The 18,171-nt window shown below is 68.2% G+C and carries 20 protein-coding genes and 1 pseudogene; 13 read left to right on the top strand and 8 right to left on the bottom strand.

From position 1 onward, the window contains the following. Nucleotides 1-3: 3 nt before the first annotated feature. Together ACXRVZ_RS12275 and ACXRVZ_RS12270 are read right to left on the bottom strand one after the other, a co-directional pair. Nucleotides 4-1,407, bottom strand: a complete 1,404-nt coding sequence (locus ACXRVZ_RS12275) for a serine hydrolase domain-containing protein (protein WP_457422157.1) — start codon at nt 1,405-1,407, stop codon at nt 4-6. Nucleotides 1,408-1,424: 17 nt separating this feature from the next. Then, on the bottom strand, nt 1,425-2,405 hold the full coding sequence (locus ACXRVZ_RS12270; RefSeq protein WP_457422155.1) for a transglycosylase SLT domain-containing protein: 981 nt from the start codon (nt 2,403-2,405) through the stop codon (nt 1,425-1,427). A 65-nt stretch (nt 2,406-2,470) separates the two neighbouring features. Here ACXRVZ_RS12270 and ACXRVZ_RS12265 point away from each other — a divergent pair, with 65 nt between their 5' ends. The 4 genes from ACXRVZ_RS12265 to ACXRVZ_RS12250 are packed head-to-tail and all read left to right on the top strand — an operon-like array spanning nt 2,471 to nt 4,525. Beyond that, on the top strand, nt 2,471-3,052 hold the full coding sequence (locus ACXRVZ_RS12265; protein ID WP_457422153.1) for a TMEM175 family protein: 582 nt from the start codon (nt 2,471-2,473) through the stop codon (nt 3,050-3,052). Between the two features lie 2 nt (nt 3,053-3,054). Further along, entirely contained in the window at nt 3,055-3,651 is a 597-nt protein-coding gene (locus ACXRVZ_RS12260) for a YdeI/OmpD-associated family protein (RefSeq protein WP_457422151.1), read from the top strand. Nucleotides 3,652-3,654: 3 nt separating this feature from the next. Next, nucleotides 3,655-4,035: a DUF1801 domain-containing protein gene (locus ACXRVZ_RS12255; RefSeq protein WP_457422149.1), complete on the top strand. Its 381-nt coding sequence runs from the start codon at nt 3,655-3,657 to the stop codon at nt 4,033-4,035. Between the two features lie 4 nt (nt 4,036-4,039). After that, nucleotides 4,040-4,525, top strand: a complete 486-nt coding sequence (locus ACXRVZ_RS12250; protein WP_457422147.1) for a hypothetical protein — start codon at nt 4,040-4,042, stop codon at nt 4,523-4,525. A 92-nt stretch (nt 4,526-4,617) separates the two neighbouring features. Here the strand turns inward: ACXRVZ_RS12250 and ACXRVZ_RS12245 are convergent, their stop codons facing one another. Then, on the bottom strand, nt 4,618-4,968 hold the full coding sequence (locus tag ACXRVZ_RS12245) for a DUF2200 domain-containing protein (protein ID WP_457422145.1): 351 nt from the start codon (nt 4,966-4,968) through the stop codon (nt 4,618-4,620). A 300-nt stretch (nt 4,969-5,268) separates the two neighbouring features. On the opposite strand from ACXRVZ_RS12245, the gene ACXRVZ_RS12240 reads away from it, so the two are divergent. After that, nucleotides 5,269-5,385 (top strand): PEP-CTERM sorting domain-containing protein, encoded by a 117-nt coding sequence (locus tag ACXRVZ_RS12240; protein ID WP_457422143.1) that lies wholly within the window; start codon nt 5,269-5,271, stop codon nt 5,383-5,385. Nucleotides 5,386-5,471: 86 nt separating this feature from the next. Then, nucleotides 5,472-6,107, top strand: a complete 636-nt coding sequence (locus ACXRVZ_RS12235) for a response regulator (protein ID WP_457422141.1) — start codon at nt 5,472-5,474, stop codon at nt 6,105-6,107. Here the strand turns inward: ACXRVZ_RS12235 and ACXRVZ_RS12230 are convergent. Next, entirely contained in the window at nt 6,093-7,811 is a 1,719-nt protein-coding gene (locus ACXRVZ_RS12230) for an ATP-binding protein (RefSeq protein ID WP_457422139.1), read from the bottom strand. The two genes, ACXRVZ_RS12235 and ACXRVZ_RS12230, sit on opposite strands and share 15 nt — an antisense overlap. A 185-nt stretch (nt 7,812-7,996) precedes the next feature. Between ACXRVZ_RS12230 and ACXRVZ_RS12225 the strand changes: the two genes are divergently transcribed. Continuing rightward, on the top strand, nt 7,997-8,677 hold the full coding sequence (locus tag ACXRVZ_RS12225) for a cysteine hydrolase family protein (RefSeq protein WP_457422137.1): 681 nt from the start codon (nt 7,997-7,999) through the stop codon (nt 8,675-8,677). Further along, a complete protein-coding gene (locus ACXRVZ_RS12220) occupies nt 8,674-10,269 on the top strand; it encodes a hypothetical protein (protein ID WP_457422135.1) in 1,596 nt (531 codons plus the stop codon). The genes ACXRVZ_RS12225 and ACXRVZ_RS12220 overlap by 4 nt, the downstream gene beginning before the upstream one ends. Nucleotides 10,270-10,371: 102 nt before the next feature. Here the strand turns inward: ACXRVZ_RS12220 and ACXRVZ_RS12215 are convergent, their stop codons facing one another. The 3 genes from ACXRVZ_RS12215 to ACXRVZ_RS12205 are packed head-to-tail and all read right to left on the bottom strand — an operon-like array spanning nt 10,372 to nt 12,017. Further along, the gene (locus ACXRVZ_RS12215) at nt 10,372-10,779 is read right to left on the bottom strand and encodes a hypothetical protein (RefSeq protein WP_457422133.1); all 408 of its coding nucleotides are present in this window, start codon (nt 10,777-10,779) and stop codon (nt 10,372-10,374) included. A 17-nt stretch (nt 10,780-10,796) separates the two neighbouring features. Continuing rightward, nucleotides 10,797-11,471 carry a hypothetical protein gene (locus tag ACXRVZ_RS12210; protein ID WP_458232439.1) on the bottom strand — a complete coding sequence of 225 codons (675 nt, stop codon included), beginning with the start codon at nt 11,469-11,471 and terminating at the stop codon, nt 10,797-10,799. Between the two features lie 45 nt (nt 11,472-11,516). Then, nucleotides 11,517-12,017, bottom strand: coding sequence for a hypothetical protein (locus tag ACXRVZ_RS12205; protein WP_458232438.1), 501 nt, complete (start codon nt 12,015-12,017; stop codon nt 11,517-11,519). 829 nt (nt 12,018-12,846) lie between these two features. Here ACXRVZ_RS12205 and ACXRVZ_RS12200 point away from each other — a divergent pair. The 5 genes from ACXRVZ_RS12200 (at nt 12,847) to ACXRVZ_RS12180 (ending at nt 17,880) form a co-directional block, all read left to right on the top strand. Further along, nucleotides 12,847-14,121, top strand: a complete 1,275-nt coding sequence (locus ACXRVZ_RS12200) for an amino acid deaminase (RefSeq protein WP_457422127.1) — start codon at nt 12,847-12,849, stop codon at nt 14,119-14,121. 69 nt (nt 14,122-14,190) lie between these two features. After that, the gene (locus tag ACXRVZ_RS12195; RefSeq protein WP_457422125.1) at nt 14,191-15,291 is read left to right on the top strand and encodes a lactonase family protein; all 1,101 of its coding nucleotides are present in this window, start codon (nt 14,191-14,193) and stop codon (nt 15,289-15,291) included. Between the two features lie 138 nt (nt 15,292-15,429). Further along, nucleotides 15,430-15,702, top strand: coding sequence for a hypothetical protein (locus tag ACXRVZ_RS12190; RefSeq protein ID WP_457422123.1), 273 nt, complete (start codon nt 15,430-15,432; stop codon nt 15,700-15,702). Between the two features lie 547 nt (nt 15,703-16,249). Next, nucleotides 16,250-16,714, top strand: a complete 465-nt coding sequence (locus ACXRVZ_RS12185) for a CreA family protein (protein ID WP_457422121.1) — start codon at nt 16,250-16,252, stop codon at nt 16,712-16,714. After that, the gene (locus ACXRVZ_RS12180; protein WP_457422119.1) at nt 16,711-17,880 is read left to right on the top strand and encodes a GGDEF domain-containing protein; all 1,170 of its coding nucleotides are present in this window, start codon (nt 16,711-16,713) and stop codon (nt 17,878-17,880) included. The genes ACXRVZ_RS12185 and ACXRVZ_RS12180 overlap by 4 nt, the downstream gene beginning before the upstream one ends. A gap of 59 nt (nt 17,881-17,939) precedes the next feature. Here the strand turns inward: ACXRVZ_RS12180 and ACXRVZ_RS12175 are convergent. After that, a pseudogene (locus ACXRVZ_RS12175) lies at nt 17,940-18,171 on the bottom strand (IS110 family transposase); the annotation flags it as partial.

Here is an 18,171-nt window from a genome sequence, read left to right as displayed (position 1 = left end):
TGACTACTCCGCCAACCTGAGCGTCAGCCGCCGCCCCGCCAGCCCCTCCACGCGCACGCTGCTATCCGCCTGCGCCCGCCAATCCGCCAGGCCTATGGGCGTCACCAGCGCGGCCCGTGCCAGGTCGCCCTGCAGGCCGATGACGACGAGCTTGTCGGCGGCCGGCTGCGGCCCCGGGTTGACAACCTTGGCCAGTGCATCGGGCAGGCTCAGCTCGCCACGACACAGGCCGTCCGCGTCGCGGCGGAAGCTGGCGCGGCCTTGCAGTGCGGCGCCGTCCAGCTCGCCCTCGAAGCGGCCGGCCTTGAGCGGGCAGGGCTGTGCTGACAAGCCCGGCACGGGCGGGCGCAACGGCGCGCTCAGCAGCTCGGCGCTGCGTTCGATGGACGAGGTCCATATCGCGTTGGACAGCAGGCTGACGCTGATGCCACCGCCCTCGCCCTGAGGCCACAACAGCAGCACGCTGCGCGCACCCAGCGTGGTGCCGGCGTGGTGGATGGTCTTGCGGCCTTCGGCGTCGGTATCCAGCCGCCAGCCAAAGGCCATCTTGAAGCTGCGCTCGCGCACCGCCTGGCCGGCGTTGTCGAGCACGGGCTGCCACATCCAGTCACGCGTCGCGGCGTCGACGACGCGGCCCTGCAGCACGCGGCTGCCCCATTCCGCCAGCGCGGGCGCACTGGCGGCCATGCCGGCGCCGCCCCAGCTGTAGCTGAAGTCGGCGGCCGGTGCCGCCTGCGGGCCCTGCGCACTGAGCACATAGGCTTGCGACATGGTCGGCGACTGGCCGGTCTGGTCGGGCCCGATGGCCAGGCCCGGCACGACCTTGCCGGACAGCAGGTCGAGATAGGGCTGGCCAGCGGCGGCTTCGACCACAGCGGCCAGCAGCGTGTAGCCCCAGGTTGAATAGTTATAGCGGCTGCCCGGCGCCGACTGCAGCTGCCGACCCTTCAGATAGACCAGCGATTCGCGGGCCGTCACGTGATGGGTGGCGCCGACCGTGGCGTCACGCGCTTCGTAGTGCGGCAGTCCGCTCAGATGGGCGGCCAGCTGGCGCGGCGTTACGGCGGCGAGCGCCGGGTCCAGGCCGGGCAGCAGCGCGCCGACGGGCTGGTCGACGTCGAGCTTGCCCTGGGCCTTCAACTGGGCGGCGGCCGTCGCCGCGAAGAGCTTGGACACGCTGGCCAGGCGAAAGCGTGTGTCCGCCTGCACCGGCACGCCTTGCTCGACATCACGCAGGCCGCTGCTGCCCTGCCAGCGCAGCCTGCCGTCCTGCCACACCGCTGCGCCCATGCCGGGCACGCCGTTGGCCTCGCGCAAGGCGTCGAGCAGGGCTTGCGCCTGGCGCTCCGGGCTGGCCTGGGCATGGGCCGCCAACACAAGGAGCGCGAGAGTGAGCGGCTTGATCATGCGGCGCATTCTGAAAGTCAACGCGACTGAATGACCTGCATCTGCGCCTTCACGCGGAGCAGCATGGGCGACGCGCCCGCCGCCTTGGCATCGAAGGGGTGCAGGCGCTGGCCGCCCACGGACGCCATGATCTTGCGCACATACAGCCGCGTCTCTGCATAGGGCGGCACGCCCAGGTAGCGGTCCACGGCGCGCTCGCCGGCGTTGTAGCCAGCCAGCGCCAGCATCACGTCGCCTTCAAAGTAGGCCAGCAGCCAGCGCAGATAGGCCATGCCGCCGCGGATGTTCTGGGAGGGGTCGCGCAGCCGGATGACGTTGAAGCGCGTCGCCGTGTCGGGCATCAGCTGCATCAGGCCCTGCGCCTTCTTGGGCGACTCGGCCAGCGGGTCGAAGTTGGACTCCTGGGCCATCACCGCCAGCACCAGCGCGGGCGACAGCTGGTACTCCGGCGCCAGCAGCTTCACGTAGTTGACGATGGCCGGCGGTGCCTGCTGCGGCAGCGGCAGCGTGGCCCACAACGACACGGGCTTGGCGCCGCGCGCAGGCGGTGGCGCAACCGGCAGGGGGTCGGTCTCGGGTGGGCGCAGGCAGGGCGGTGGGTCGCCCAGCGGCGTGCCGCCCATGCGGTCGAGCATGTTCTGGGCCTGGTCCATGCCCTGCTCGGCGGCGGCCGCGAACATGTGGGCGGCCTCGGCATCGTTGCGCTGGATGCCGCGCGCATTGGTCAGCATCCAGCCCAGGCTGTACTGGGCCTCGGCGTCGCCGTAGCGGGCGGCGCGGCAATACAGCTTGGCGGCGGCCACCTCGTCGCGCTTCATGCCGTCGCCGTACTCCAGGGCCTTGGCCTCCTGGCGCCAACGCTCCACCTGAGCGGGTACGACGGGGCCGCGCTCGCCGGGCGGCATGATGGGGCGGGGCAGTTGCTCCAGCGTCAGCGAGGGCAACTGGGCCAGGGCGGTCAGGGGCGCGAACAGCAGCGCCAGAAGCAGGGTTCTCACGGACGGCAAGGGCAGTGTGCAAACGGGCCGGAAGTCTAGACTGCCCGAAAACAACCGCTGGCCTCATGACAAAGACCCGACTCGAAGCCTTCAGCGATGGCGTCATCGCCATCATCATCACCATCATGGTGCTGGAAATGAAGGTGCCGCACGGCAGCGACTGGGAAGCGCTGAAGCCCCTTTGGCCGGTGCTGCTGTCCTATGTGCTGAGCTTCGTCTACGTCGGCATCTACTGGAACAACCACCACCATCTGCTGCACGCGGTGCACAAGATCAACGGCGGCGTGCTATGGCCCAACCTGCACCTGCTGTTCTGGCTGTCGCTGCTGCCGTTTGCCACCGGCTGGATGGGCGAGAACCATTTCGCACCGCTGCCGGTGGCCGTCTACGGCGGCATCCTCGTCATGGCGGCGCTGGCCTGGGTGCTGCTGCAGCGCGCGCTGGTCTGCATCCCCGGCAACAACACCGCGCTGGCACAGGCACTGGGCAAGGACTGGAAAGGCAAGCTCTCGCCCGTGGTCTATCTCGCAGCCATCGCGCTGGCCTTCGTGCACGTGGGCCTGTCGCTGGCCGGCTACGCCTTTGTCGCGGCGCTCTGGCTGATCCCGGATCGGCGCATCGAGCATCACCTCAACAGCCACGAGTAAGCATGCCAACCCTGGACCCCCGCATCGACAGCTACCTCGCCGCCGTGCCGGCGTTCGCTTTGCCCATCCTGCAGCGCCTGCGCGAAGACGTGCATGCGGCCTGCCCCGATGTCATCGAGACCATCAAGTGGAGCCGGCCGCATTTCATGCTCGATGACAAGCTGCTGTGCGGCATGTCGGCCTTCAAGGCGCATTGCGCTTTCAGCTTCTGGGAGCGCGAAGGCGCGACCGAGGGCAAGGCCGGTGCGATGGGCGATTTCGGGCGCATCGAGACGATGGCCGACCTGCCTTCGCGCACCGAGTTGCGCAAGCAGATCAAGGCCGCCGCCGCGCTGTTGCAGGCCGGTGCACCGCGCGCACAAAAACCCAACCGCGAGCCGCGCGCCCAACTGGACATGCCAGCCGACTTCGCCACCGCACTCGCCAAGGTCAAGGCCGCACAACAGCACTACGACGCCTTCCCGCCCAGCAAGCAGCGCGACTACGTGGAGTGGGTGCTGGAGGCCAAGCGCGAGGACACGCGCGCCAAGCGCATCACCCAGGCCGTCGAGTGGCTGGCCGAGGGCAAGTCGCGGAACTGGAAATACGAGGCCTGTTGAACCATGACGACCAGCAATGAATCCCCCGCCCAACTGATAGACGCCAAGATCGCCGCCCTCGGCGACTGGCGGGCCGACACGCTGAAACGACTGCGCGAACTCATCCTCGCCACCGACGACGCCGTCGTCGAGACGTGGAAATGGGACGTGCCCGTGTGGGAGCGCGACGGCATCCTGTGCACCGGCGAGACCTACAAGGCCAAGGTCAAGCTGACCTTTCCGCACGGCGCGGCGCTGGCCGATCCGAAGGGGTTGTTCAACTCCAGCCTGGAGGGCAAGGTCAGGCGGGCCATCGACTTCGGGCCGGCGGATGAGGTGGATGCGGCGGCGTTCAAGGCGTTGATCCGGGAGGCGGTGAAGTTCAACGCGGCAGGCAGGAAGTAGCGCAATGGAGCCCTGGTGGCATGAGTCTGTTGAGCTCCTAGAAGCGGGTCGAAAGGCACAGGCCATCAATGTCGTGCGTGCCGCTGCGGAGATGGGAAGCCTCGGCGCAAAGGTTCGGCTCGCTCGCTTTGGAGAAGCGGCTGGCATCTCTGGCGACGAAGCGGACGGCGTCGTCGAGGCGGCTGTGCGCATGGCCAAGGACGACGATGCAACCGCGCACTGGAACCTTCATACGGCGTCGCAGCTTCTGCTGGGCAAGTGCGAACCGGAGGAGAAATATCACCGAGCCCAGCGCCACCTGGAGTTGTATGCGCTCGCTAGCGGCGACCCATTCGCAGTGGTCACAGTGGCGCGCAGTTACGCCAATGGCACGGCAGTGGCTCGGCCAGATCCTGTCAAAGCAGTTGACTGGTACTTCTGTGCAGTGGCGCTAGGCGATGAAGATGCGCCGCTCGAATTGCTGTCACTGCTTGACGATCTATGCCCGTAGGTTGGGGTGAGCAGTGCGAACTCCAGCGAGCCTCCGAGGCCGGATCGTTGGGGTTCACTGCGTTCACCCCAACCTGCCGAACTGCCAAAGGGCTAAGCCCGCAGGATCTTCTCCATCGCCTTGCCCTTGGCCAGCTCGTCGACGAGCTTGTCCAGCCAGCGGATCTTCTGCATCAGCGGGTCTTCGACTTCTTCCACCCGCACACCGCAAACCACGCCTTTGATGAGGGCCGTGTTGGGATGCAGGGCCGGGGCCTCGGCGAAGAACGTCGCAAAGTCGGCCGCAGCGTCCAGCTGCCGGCGCAGGCCCGCCTCGTCGTAGCCGGTCAGCCAACGGATGACTTGGTCGACCTCTGCCTGCGTGCGGCCCTTGGCCTCGGCCTTGCGGACGTAGAGCGGGTAGACCTTGGCGAAGGCCGTCGTGAAGATTCGGTGGGCGGGCATGGTGGGCGATCTTGTCTCAAAGCCAGAGTTGACGCTCGCCAGCGGCGGCTGTGGCGCAGGCCGCAGGAGGCCGCTGCTCATCCAAACGGATGCCCCCACTCATGCCCGGCACCGTCGACAACATCGCCGGCACGGTGTCCTTCACGGCCAACACCTTGGTCGGGACCGGGCCGGCCGTCACGGGCGGCGGCGTGATCATGCACCTGTAGTTCCAGGCGCTGGCCCCGGGGGCAGAGCAGCCTGTCGTTCGGCAACGTCGTCCTGCTCGATTCTGGTTTTGCGGAGCTCGCCACGACGTCCATGGATGGCGCCATCACCGTCTCCAGCGTGCCCGAGCCAGCGTCCGTCGCCCTGTTCGGCATCGGCCTGGTCGCCGTCACGGCGGGCGCTCGCCGGCGCATGTGCAACCGGGATTGAGCTCAGCCTCTCACCAGTTCAGCCACGTCCCCGAATCCAGCGCCAAGCTGGCACCACCCCGAATTTGGCGGCATCATGGCCCGGCCATGACCGCGCCATCGAACGCATTCCACCTCCTCATCGTCGACGACCACCCGGTCGTGCGCGTCGGCATGGCGCAGCTGCTGCGCACGCAGCGCGAGGGCTGCGAGGTGAGCGAGGCCGACAGCCTGGCCGCCGCGCAGGCGCTGCTGGCCTGCCGGCCCGACGTGACGCTGGTCGTGCTCGACGTGCACCTGCCCGGCCTTGCGCCGTTGAAGGCCCTCCAACAGCTGCGCGCGGAATGGCCGCTGCTGCCGGTGCTGCTGATGTCCGCCGACACCGACCCCCTGCTGGCCATGCGCGCGCTCGACGAAGGCGCCGCCGGCTGGCTGCCCAAGAGCGCCGACGTGGGTGTGCTGGTCGGCGCGCTGGAGCTGGTGCTGGCCGGCGGCTGCTACCTGCCGCCCTTCCTGCTGCAGCGCGGCACCGACCTGCCGGACGAGGCGCTCACGCAGCGCCAGGCCGAGGTGCTGGCCGAGCTGGTGAAGGGCCGCAGCAACAAGGAGATCGCGCGTGAGCTGGGCATGGGCGAGCCGACGGTCAAGGGTCATCTGGTGACGATCTTTCGCATCCTGCGCGTGCGCAACCGCGCCGAGGCGGCGATGGCGGGCCAGGCGCGGCTGGCCTCAATGCGGTTCTGAATGGGGCTCTGAAGGCGCGCTGAGCCAGGCGCGCAGCGCCGCCGCCGGCAGCGGCTTGCGCGCCGGCTGCACGCGCAGCGCACGCAAGGCCTTGGCGCTCATCGGCAGGGTCTCGCCGCTGATGAGCAGGGCCGGCAGCCGGTCGCCGAAGACCTCGCGCAAGGCCTCGATGGCGCTCAGCCCGTCGCCTTCGGCCAGCCGCCAGTCGCTGATGAGGCGCTGCGGCCGGGCACCGGCGGCGCGCAGGCGCGCCAGCAGCGGCGCCACCGCGGCCTCGGCCCAGACCTCACAGCCCCACGTGCGCAGCAGAGTCACGGTGGCCTCGCGCACGGCTTCGTCGTCCTCCACCAGCGCCACGCAGCGGCCCTGCAGCGGCTGGCCCTGCGGCACGGTGTGCGGCTCGGTCAGCAGGCGGGGCACGTCTTCGGCCAGGCTGACGGCAAAGCAGCTGCCACGGGCCAGGCGGCTGCGCAGGCCCACGGGATGGTCCAGCAAGCGCGCCAGCCGCGCCACGATGGCCAGGCCCAGGCCGTGGCCGCGCTTCCGGTCTCGCCCCGGGTTGGCGAGCTGCACGAACTCCTGAAAGATGCGCTCGTGGTGCTCGGGCGCAATGCCCGGGCCGGTGTCCCACACGGCGACCTGCACCCGGCCCGCACGCCGCCGAGCCGCCAGCAGCACACCGCCGTGCGCGGTGTGCGCGAGCGCGTTGGACAGCAGGTTGCGCAGCAGGCGCTCGAGCTGCTGCGCATCGCTGCACACCCACAGCGCGGTCGGGCGCAGCCGCCATTGCAAGCCCTTGGCCTCGGCCAGCACCGCGTACTCGGTGGATAGGCGCTCGAACAAGGGCTGCAGCGGCAGCGAGCGCCACTGCGGCTGCACGGCGCCGCCGTCCAGGCGCGACACGTCGAGCAGGCTTTCCACCAGCCCGTCCAGCGCCTGCGCCATGCTCTGCAGCTGCTCCGCCGTCTGCGCCGCGCGCCGGCCCTTCAGCTCGTGCGCGGCCTGTGCGGCCAGCAGGCCCAGCGCATGCACGGGCTGGCGCAGGTCGTGGCTGGCGGCGGCCAGGAAGCGCGTCTGTGCCTCGCGCGCCGCCTGGGTCTCGGCCAGCAAGGCCTCGCGCTCGAAGCGCATCGCGTGGCTCTCGCGCAGCAGCCGCGTGTGGCGCAACGTCAAGGCCATCGCCAGCGCCACGGCGGCCAGCACGAGCAAGGCGTTGTAGGCACCGCTCCAGCTGCCCAGCGACAGAAACAGCGCGATCAGCGCCACGGCAACGGGCGCGATCAGCATCACGAAGGCGCGCGGCTGCGGCGCCATCACATTGATGCTGGCCACGCAGGTGACACAGGCCAGCATGGCGGCGTACATCCGGCTGGCGCTCTGCTGCGCGTCGAAAGCCATCACCAGCGCCAGCGCCCACAGCCCGCCGGTGAACAGCGCCCCCAGCTCCGCGCGGCGCTCCCACGGTGCGGGGTCCACGGTCTCCGGCAGCTGCGCCACCTGGCGCTTCCAGTGCGCGCGCAGCGCGATCAACACAGCAAATGCCGCGCCCCAGGCCAGCAGCACCGGCAGCGCCACCCGGTCGATCTGCGTGCCCACATGCATGGGCACCAGCAAAGCCGCCGCCACCAGGCTCACCCCGCTCTGGGCGTAGAACAGCAGCAGCATCGCGCGGCGCGTGCGTTCGTCCTGGGGGTGGGGCAGCATGCCCCACATCATGCCCAGCCGCGCGTGCGTTGCCAGCCCTCCGAACGGATAGGGTGCCACCCGCTGGCTTGCTTTTTGCAGTCCTGCTGCTGACCCGGCGCTTTACCGGCCGGCGTGCATCAACTCGGGGCGGCCATGCGCCAACTTGAGCCCAGCCGTCATGCCAGGACAGTGAGGTGCGGACCATGCAAGTCACCATCGACGCAGCGCCCGAGCCGGTGGCCATTGACCCGGCCCGCACGGCGGTCGTCATCATCGACATGCAGCGCGACTTCATCGAGGCCGACGGCTTCGGGGCCAGCCTGGGCAACGACGTCTCGCTGCTGCGCGCCGCCATCGCCCCCTGCCAGGCGCTGCTGGCGGGCGCGCGGGCGGCGGGCATGCTGGTCATCCACACACGCGAGGGGCACCGCCCCGACATGACCGACGCGCCACGCGCCAAGGTGGAGCGCGGCGCACCCAGCCTGCGCATAGGCGCGGCCGGCCCGATGGGGCGCATCCTCATCCGCGGCGAGCCTGGCCACGCGCTCATCCCCGAGCTGCAGCCACTGGCCGGCGAGCCCGTCATCGACAAGCCCGGCAAGGGCGCCTTCTACGCCACCGACCTGGGCGCCATCCTGCAGCACCGCGGCATCGAGGCCTTGATCGTCTGCGGCGTGACCACCGAGGTCTGCGTGCACACCACCGTGCGCGAGGCCAACGACCGCGGCTACCGCTGTGTCGTGCCGGGCGACTGCTGCGCCTCCTACTTCCCCGAGTTTCACGAGGTCGGTCTGCGCATGATCCAGGCGCAGGGCGGCATCTTCGGCTGGGTCACCGATTCGGCGCGCGTGCTCGCGGCCATCAACACAAGGAGCGCTCCATGACGATGACCAAGACCACCTCGCCAAAGCTCTGGGTGCCCGGCGACTGGAACGCCCTCTTCGGCTTCGGCACCAACATCCTCGTCAACCTGCTGACGCTGACCGCGCTGCTGCGCTTCGTGCTCAAGATGCCCGACGAATTGGTGTTCGGCCGCATCCTGCCGGCCGCCGGGCTGATGATGTTTTTGTCCACGGCCTACTACGCCTGGCTGGCCTGGAAGCTCGCCAAGGCCACCGGCCGCAGCGATGTGTGCGCCCTGCCCTCGGGCATCAGCGTGCCGCACATGTTTATCGTCGTGTTCGTCATCATGCTGCCCATCTCGCTGAAGACGGGCGACCCGGTCAAGGGCTGGGAGGCCGGGCTCACCTGGGTGTTCGTGCAGAGCTTCGTGCTGATGGTGGGCGGCTTCATCGCGCCGGTGATCCGCCGCATCACGCCGCGCGCCGCGCTGCTGGGCACGCTGGCCGGCGTGTCCGTCGCCTTCATCGCGCTGCGCCCGGCGCTGGAGATGTTCATGACACCGGCCCTGGGCCTGGTGTGCTTCTCGGTCATCCTGGTCAGCTGGTTCGGCGGCGTGCGCTGGTTCCGCGGCATTCCGGCGGGGCTGGTGGCCATCGCGCTGGGCTGCGCCATCGCCTGGGGCTCCACCGCCTTGGGCATGCCCATAGGCGGCATGAGCCTGGCCGCGCTGGGCGCCTCGTTCGCCAACTTCGGCTTCTCGGTGCCGCTGCCGGCCTTCGGCCATGTGTTCTCGGGCTTCGAGTTCCTGGCCATCATCCTCGTCACGGCCATCCCCTTCGGCATCTACGACCTCGTGGAAGCGATGGACAACGTGGAGAGTGCCGCCGCCAGCGGCGACAGCTTCCCCACCACGCGCGTGCTGACGGCCGACGGCGTCGTCAGCCTGATCGGTTGCCTGATGGGCAACCCCTTCATCAACGCCGTCTACATCGGTCACCCGGGCTGGAAGGCCATGGGCGGGCGCATCGGCTACTCCCTGGCCACCGGCGCGGCCGTGCTGGTGATGTGCTGGCTGGGCGTCATCGCGGTCATGACGACGCTGATCCCGGTCGTCGCCATCGCGCCCATCCTGCTCTACATCGGCATGCTGATCGGCGCGCAGGCCTTCCAGGAGACGCCGCGCAGTCATGCACCGGCCATCATCCTGGCCTTCATGCCGCACATGGCAGCCTGGGGCAAATTGCAGATCGACAACGCGCTCGGCGCGGCCGGCACCAGCGCTGCGGCGGTCGGGCTGGACAAGCTGGGCCAGACGGGCGTGCTGTATCACGGGCTGGAAGTGCTGGGCGGCGGCGCCATCCTCGGCGGCCTGGTGCTTGGCGCGATTGCCGTGTTCATCATCGAACGCCAGCTCGCCAAGGCCGCCACCTTCGCCGTGGCAGGCGCCGCGCTGACCTTCTTCGGCTTCATGCACGGCGAGCAGATCGGCATCGGCAAGAGCCTGCCGCTGGCGCTGAGCTATATGGGGTTTGCGGCGGTGCTGCTGGCGTGTGCGAAGTTTGCGCAGACGGCGCTCAAGGCGGTGGAGGTGCATGGGGAGCGGGGGGAGATCGACGAGCCGGTCGCGGCTTGATGCGCGTTAGCGCGCGGCCTGTGCCGGCTGGTAGTGCTGATCAACGTCAATGCTCAGCGGGCAGCGAAGCCGTCCGCTGCAGCAATGGGTTGAACAGAAGCGCTACTTCTGCCATTCAGGCCTCTTGGTGTTTCGGCAAAGCGCTCGGGCGGCCACTTTGTTGTCGGGCTCAATCTTTGAGTCGAACTCGCTGAGTTTCTCAATGATCTTTGCATTGGTTCGGTACTTGTGCTTCAAACCGGCAAGCTTCGCATCGGTGCCCTGGCATGTCTGACAAGTCGCCCAAGCAATTTCCGCCTTGCGCTCATCGTCGTAGCCGTCCTCGCCGCGCCAGTGGTCGCAAGACTCCCGGGTCGCCAGAAAGTCTGTGACGTCCTTCGGGAGCGGTGCTGCTTGGCACACGCTCGCGACGGCAAACAGCAGCAACGCAATAGCGGAATGGATCATTGCTGTTAAACGTGCAAGCTCAGCGGACGGCGAAGCCGTCCGCTGCAGCGAAGGGTTGAACATCCGCCCAATTAGCGGAGCTACTTCTGGACGGTGGAGAAAGAACCAACTTCGACTTCCGTGAAGCCCATTGCCTCGAGGGTACGCAAGAGGCTGTCGAGCATGTATGGCTCAGACGAGCCGAAATCAACGAGAGTTTGCCAGTAGTCGTCCTTGATGGACGGATAGATGACGCTGTGAACGACGCCAAGCAACTGGCCTTTTGGGACAGTTTTTGTATCCGAGAGGTCTATCCAGCGCTCTGCCCAAGTGGTGAGGGGTTCAATGGTGGCCGGTCGCTCTTTGGACCTGAGCTCAACTCGATTCCAGACGAACGGGTGAACAGTGACTTTGAAGGCCTTTGAGAACTGGAACGTTCGCGGGCTGAACTGTTTAAAAGGCTTGTCGTGCTCGTAGCGAGATGACTCAAACTTGCCATCGAGATTCGAGACGAGGTCGAGGCGCACTTGATCGTATGGCCGCGGAACGGTCATGCCAGCGGGCCGTATAAGAAGTTCGTTCACGCAGACGTTGGCCTTCTCTTTGCACCAGCGTGTGAATGCTTCCTTGAGGTTGCTCACATAGTATTTCTGCTCAGCTGATGCGATGGCTCGAATCTGAAGGCTGGCATCCTCTTGACCAGCAACTGCGGATGCTTGCACCGCTATGCAAGCGACAAGTGCGATGCAAAAACGATGATGCAAGTGCATGTTCAACGTCTGAGCTCAGCGGAAGGCGAAGCCGTCCGCTGCAGCGGATGGTTAGGCTGCGAATGCACAAGAGCGCTGCACATCGCGATACAGCTCTATCCAGAGTGGCTTGCTCACGTCAACCCACTCATTGAGTGCCTGTTGCGTGGCGTTCGGGTAATCAACTACTAGTGGCGGACCACCACAATCCGCAAACAGCACTAAGGGCCCAGTTTTCGCCGACAGCACCAGCGCTATTGCGACATTGAGTTCTGTAGTTCCCTTGTCGAACCAGAAGTCGTTAGCCTGTTCATAGCCTTGATGCTTCTCGACGTTAAGTGCAGCCCAGACTTCTTCAGCTCCGGGTTCTCCGTTGCTCAATAGCGCTTGCCAGCAGTAGCCCAATCCATTGTCGTTGTACTGCACCTTAATTCGTGGAAAGCACTCGACGGCATATTTCAACTCGTTGCCGGTAGGCCAACGCGACGCTCTGTCCGAGCATTCAATGCCCTGCTCCAGCAGCCACGCTTTCGCGTCCGCAGTCGCAAGACTCACTGTATAGATGATCCCCATCCTCGCCTGCCTAACGTGGCAGGTAAGCGGCGCCACGCAGTGGCGTCCGTTTTAGCGACAGGTTCTCTGGAGCTACTGCGGGGCACGTCAGAGAGGTTGTTTGCGGACCTGTCTGTGCGCCAAAAAGCCCCGGTAAGGCTGATACGTTCACGCTGCGTTGCAGGCTCGTCCGCACCAAGCTCGCTTGGGCGAGCGCGCCTGCTACGCAGCGCAAGCTAGCAGTTTTTCGATGCTGTATAAACATACAGTTTTTCGCTATCCTGCTAGGTTTGCGAGCAGTAGATCAAGGGAACGTGTTGTAGATGGATCGTTAACGATTTCTGCCTAACATTTGAGCATGCGAACGTACCGCCCCGCCACCAGCGCTGAACGCGATGCACGCGCGGAGCGGCGGCTGGCCCGTGACGCTGCGGATGGCCATGCCCAGCTTCAAGTGGTTCGAGAAGATCACCGGCAGCCGTTTGACTGGACTTTCGCTTGCGGCGGCGTTTCGTGGCACCTGCACTTCGAGCCCAATCCGAGAGACGTCAGGCAATGGCGCGTCTTCAGGGATGGGCAGCCTTGGATGTGTGCAGGGCTCGAACGGGTTTGGCGGACGATGCAAAAGGAGATGGCTCCCGCGCTGGGTCGGCAGCATTGGCGCTAACCGCCCATGTAGACGCGGTTGAAGGCGCCAAAGTCGCGGGCGTCTGTGCCTCGATGCCGCCGTCGACGATCTGGCCGGCGGCGCGCACCGGCAATTGACCTGACACGTAGACGAAGTTGCCGGCGCGCACGGCGAGGGACGGGGCTGCCGGTCGCTGACGGTGGGCAGCGCGATGATGGCGCGATGAACGACGCAAACACCCCGCGCCCCGGCTGCCTGGGCCCCTGGCTGAAAGGCTTCCCCGCGTTGCAGGCGCCGCTGCCGCTGGCCGACGTGGCGCAGCGCGGCTGGACGATTGAGCAACTGCCCACGCCGCTGGCTGTCGTGCGGCAGGCCGCACTGACTCACAACATCGCCTGGATGCAGGACTTCGCCACGGCGCGCGGCGTGCAGATGGCACCCCATGGCAAGACGACGATGAGCCCGCAGCTGTTCCGCCGCCAGCTCGATGCCGGCGCCTGGGGGCTGACATTTGCGAACGTGCACCAGCTGCGCCTGGGCCTGGCCGCCGGCGCGCGGCGGGCGTTGATCGCCAACCAGCTCGTCAGCGCGGCCGACCTGGCCGAGCTGCTGGACCTTCGCCGCCGCCACCCCGGCGTGGAGCTGGCCTTCTTTGTGGACTCGCAGGCGCAGCTGGACCTCATCGCCGCGCACTGGGCGCAGCTCGATGCAAACGAAGACCGCGTGGACGTGCTGATCGAGCTGGGCACCTCGCGCTGCGGCGTTCGCGAGCACGGTCCCGCGCTGGCGCTCGCGCGGGCGCTCAAGACCCACCCGGCGCTGCGTCTGCGCGGCATCGGCTTCTACGAGGGCTTGCAGGTTGTCGGCGAAACCGCGCCCGACCGCGCGCTGATGCAGCAATGGCAGGCGCGCGTCGAGGCGCTGCTGGCGGACATCGAGACCGAAGGGCTGATCGACGTGCAGCCGCTGTGGCTCAGCGGCGGCGGGTCGGCGCTGTTCGACCTCGTCGCGCCGGTGATTGCCGGCAAACCCGGGCGCCTGGGTTTGCTGCGCTCGGGCTGCTATGTCTGCCACGACCACGCGCACTACGGCCGCTATATGCGGACGATGGACGAGCGCATGGGTACGCCCCTGGGCGAACCCAGCCTGCAACCGGCGCTGGAGGTGTGGACGCAGGTGCTGTCCAGCCCCGAGCCCGGCCTGGCGCTGCTGAACGCGGGCCGGCGTGATGTGTCCTTCGACCAGGGCTGGCCGGTGCCGGTGTGGCACCTGAGCGGTGGCGAGCGGGTGGCGCCCAGGGGCTGGCAGGTGAGCGGGCTGAACGACCAGCATGCCTATCTGCGCTGGGACCCGGCCGAGACCGATGGGCCGGCGGTCGGCGAACGCGTGGCTCTGGGGCCGTCGCACCCCTGCACGACCTTCGACAAGTGGGCGTGGATGGCGGTCGTCGATGAGGACGACCGCGTCGTGGACGCCATCACGACGCATTTCGGTTGACGCCCTCGCGGCACAGCGCGCCGACGGCCGATGCGCGCGGCGATCCGCGCTAACGTCGCGGCTGTGATGATGAAACGCCGCCACCTGATCCTGCTGCCCGCCGCCACGCTGATGCCCGCCCTCGCCGCCCCGCCCGCCCGCTTCCTGCACGTCGGCACCTACGCCCCGGTGGGCCTCGGCCTGTACCGCTTTGCCATCGGTGCCGATGGCGGCTTGAAGCCACTCGGCCTGACGCCCAATGCGGGCAGCCCCAGCGGGCTGCTGGCCGCCGACGGGCGCATCTACGCGGCCGAGGAAGGCGCCAACCACATCGCCGTCTACGCGCAGGACGACGCCGGCGCCCTGACCCTGCTGCAGCGCGAACCCAGCGGCGGCCACAGCCCGGCGCAGGTGTCCCTGAGCGCGGGCCGCCTCTGGGTCGCCCATTACGCCGACGCCCGCTTTGCCGCGCTGCCGCTGCTGGCCGACGGCCGCCTCGGCGCCGCGCAGAGCTGGCCCAGCTGCGCCGGCCCCGACTGCCGCCCCGGCCCGCAGCGCGCCGCCAAGGCGCCACCCGGCAGCCAAGCCAACAGCGGCCACGACGCGCCGCATGCCCACATGATCCAGGCCACCCCCGATGGCCGCTGGCTGATCGGCACCGACCTCGGCCGCGACCGGCTGCTCGTCTGGCCGCTCACCGCTGCCACCCCGGGCGCACCGGCGCACGAGCTGGCCCTCAGCCCCGGCTCGGGCCCGCGCCACTTCGTTGTCGTGGGTGAACTCGTCTACGTTCTGCAGGAAGAGTCATCCACGCTAACCACCGTCGCCCTCGGCCCCGACGGCCCGCGCCTGTTGGACGAAATCCGCGTGCTACCGAACGGTTTCGCCGGCACCAGCTACGCCTCCGACCTGCTGGTCGCGCCCGGCGGCCGACATCTGTATGCCTTCAACCGCCTGCACGACAGCCTGGCCGTCATCTCGCTGGCCGACCCGCGCCAGCCCCGCCTGCTGGACCACCACTGGGTGCACGGCAGCTACCCGCGCAGCGCCTGCATCGCGGGCAGCCACCTCTACGTGTGCAACCAGCGCAGCGACCAGCTCAGCCACTTCGACCTGAACCGCCCCGAGGCGCCGAAGTTCACGGGCCGGCAGACGGCAGTGCCGAGCCCGGCCGGGGCGTGCGCCGCGTAGGGCGGTTTGGCGCCGGGGTCCAAGATCGTGCGGCCGCTTGTCGCCATCGAACGGAGGATCGCGACCCGCCCACGCTTGTTGGCATAGTCGTGTGCCAACGGCCACTCCATATCCAGCGGGGAGTCGTCAACAGAACTCATGGAAATCGCCGCACTGCTCATACTCGCCGCCCTCTTTGGATTCTTGGCCTATGACGCCAGGCGGCTGTCCGTGGACCCGCGTGATCTCCCCTACGAAGCACTGTCAGGAGAAACAACAGAGAGCGTGGCTGGCATTTCGAGGGCCGAGCTCGATGAGCGCAAAGGATGGCTCGTTCGGCACGGCGAGCGTGACTACCGCGGAGCTCACTTGCTCTGGATCATTCTGGCGGCGGTCTGCTTGGTTGGAGCCGTCTGGCAGTTCTTCGCGTGAGCCGCGTAGGACGGGTCGCGACCCGCCCTACAGGCTTTTTCTTTGGCGTGAGTGCGGGTTGATGGCAAGGCCCAGCCGGGAGTCTGCCCCGCCTAACGCCGGCTGCACGCCGAGCCCACGAGGAATCCAAATGCAGCGTCGCTCGGGCGCCGCGATCACTGCACAGCATCTACCGGAGCGTCGCCCCAGCGACGCGGCAATTCCTGGTGAGCCCGGCGTGCAGCCGGCGTTAGGCGGCGTGAAGGGGCGAGTTATGGCACTCGTCACAAGGACAGCAGCGAGAGCGCAGCGGGTCGCGTCTGCCCCCAACGCCAGTGGATGTTTTCGCGCGACGCTCAGGGCGCCGTCGCGATCGGGTGCGGTTCAGCGCCTCTCTTTTGGTGACTTTTCTCTGGCGCCGCAGAGAAAAGTTACCCGCCCGCCGGGGCGGACTCCCGGCATGGGATTGGCCACCAAGCCGCCGTCACCGCATCGCACGATCCCGCCATCGCGCCCATACGCGACCCGCCCTACCCCGTGTCCGCTGCGGCGCCTTAGACTGCCCTGCATGAAGCAAGCCGCCCTCCTTCTGCTGGCCGTCACGGCGCTGGCCCACGCCGAACCCATCGGCTCCGTCGACACCGCCTTCAAGCTCATCGGCCCCGATCACAAGATCGTCGTCGACGCCTATGACGATCCCAAGGTGCAGGGCGTGGCCTGCTATGTGTCGCGCGCCAAGACCGGCGGCATCAGCGGCGCCATCGGCCTGGCCGAGGACAAGGCCGAGGCCTCCATCGCCTGCCGCCAGGTCGGCCCCATCGCCATCAGCCAGCCGCTGCCCCGGCAGGAAGAGGTCTTCAACGAGCGCATCTCGCTGGTGTTCAAGAAGCTGCGCATCGTGCGCATGGTGGACGCGCAGCGCAACACCCTCGTCTATCTGACCTACTCCGACCGCCTCATCGACGGCTCGCCCAAAAACAGCGTCACCGCCGTGCCGGTCGGTCGCGAAACGCCCATCCCAATCCGCAAATGAGCTTCGCCCATGCCCTGTTCGCGCTGATGCCCATGCAGGCGCTGGCTGCGGCGCTGGTGCTCATCACCCTCGTCGGCTGGCGCGGCGCCAATGCGGGCGGGCGCTGGGCCCAGGTGGGCATGGTGGCGCTGGGCCTGGGCCTGGCGCTGTCCAGCCCTGCGCTGGGCCACCACTTCACGGTGCCGCATGGCCTGCGCAGCGCGGGCGTGGGCCTCACCAGCCTGGGCCTGTCGGCGCTGTGGTGGGCGCTGGGCCTGTGGCTCACGCCGCGCCCGGGTCGCTGGGCCATGGCGGCGATGCCCGTCGCGCTGGCCGTCGGCCACGCACTGCTGTGGGCCGACCGCACGGCGGCGCAGACGCTGACCGATCTCGCGCTCGGCGCCCAACTCATCTGGCTCGGCGTGGCGCTGACGCTGCCCGGCCGCAGCACCGTGCTGCAAGGCCTGAACAGCCGGCGTTGGCGCCTGCTGGGCCTGGCCGCCGTGCTGCCGCTGCTGACCGCCATGCTGGCGCGGGCCGCCGCCAAGCTGCTGGGCCTTGGCCTGGACGATGGGGCGCCCTGGCCCGACCTGCTGCTGGCCCTGGCCGGCCAGCTCGCGCTGCTGCTGGCCCTGCCCATGCTGCTGCTGGCCTGGCGCGGCCAGATCGAGGCCGAGCTGGCGCGCCTGGCCCAGACCGACGGCCTGACCGGTCTCAATGACCGCGCCGCCTTCACCGCGCGCTCGGTCGACATGATCTCCATGGCGCGCCGCTACGACGAACCGCTCGCCCTCGTCGTGCTGGACCTGGACGACTTCGTCACGCTGCAGTCCGAACGCGGCATGGACTTTGCCGACCGCGCGCTGGCCCTGTTCGCCAGTTGCGTGCAGACCCAGATGCGCCTGGGCGACCTGGCCGGCCGCCTGGCCGGCGAGCAGTTCGGCGTGCTGATGGCACGCTGCCTGCCCGAAGGCCCGCAGGCCCTCGATGAACGGCTGCGCAAGGCCCTGGCCGAGCGCGCTCCGGCGGAGTTGGGCATGCCCCTGTCCTTCAGCGCCGGCTGGGCCAGGCTGCGCCCCGGCGACCGCGGCCTGCCCGACCTGCAGCGCCGCGGCGAGACGGCGCTGTACGAGGCCCAACGCGCCGGCCGTGGCCAGCTGATGGCCGAACCCGGAGTCGCCGACTGACATGAAGCCCCTCGTCCTACGGGTACGTTGGCCGGTCCCCCAAGCAACTGTGTCTGGCGTCAAGCCCCAGAAGGGGTTTGAAGATGCTTGACAGCATCCCAAGTGGCTTGATCGCGCAACATGGCATTGATCACGGTGAGCAACTTGCGCATGCAGGCCACAAGGGCCACCTTCCTGGCCTTGCCGGCTGCGACCAGGCGTGCGTAGAAGACCTTGATCGCAGGGTTGTGAACGATCGCCGAGACCGTGGCCATGTACAGCACCGCGCGGACATCGGCACGCCCACCCCAG

The sequence above is a fragment of the Roseateles sp. P5_E8 genome (genome assembly GCF_054177665.1).
The sequence above is the reverse complement of the archived record's forward strand: the minus strand, read 5'-3'. Positions and strand labels throughout refer to the sequence as shown.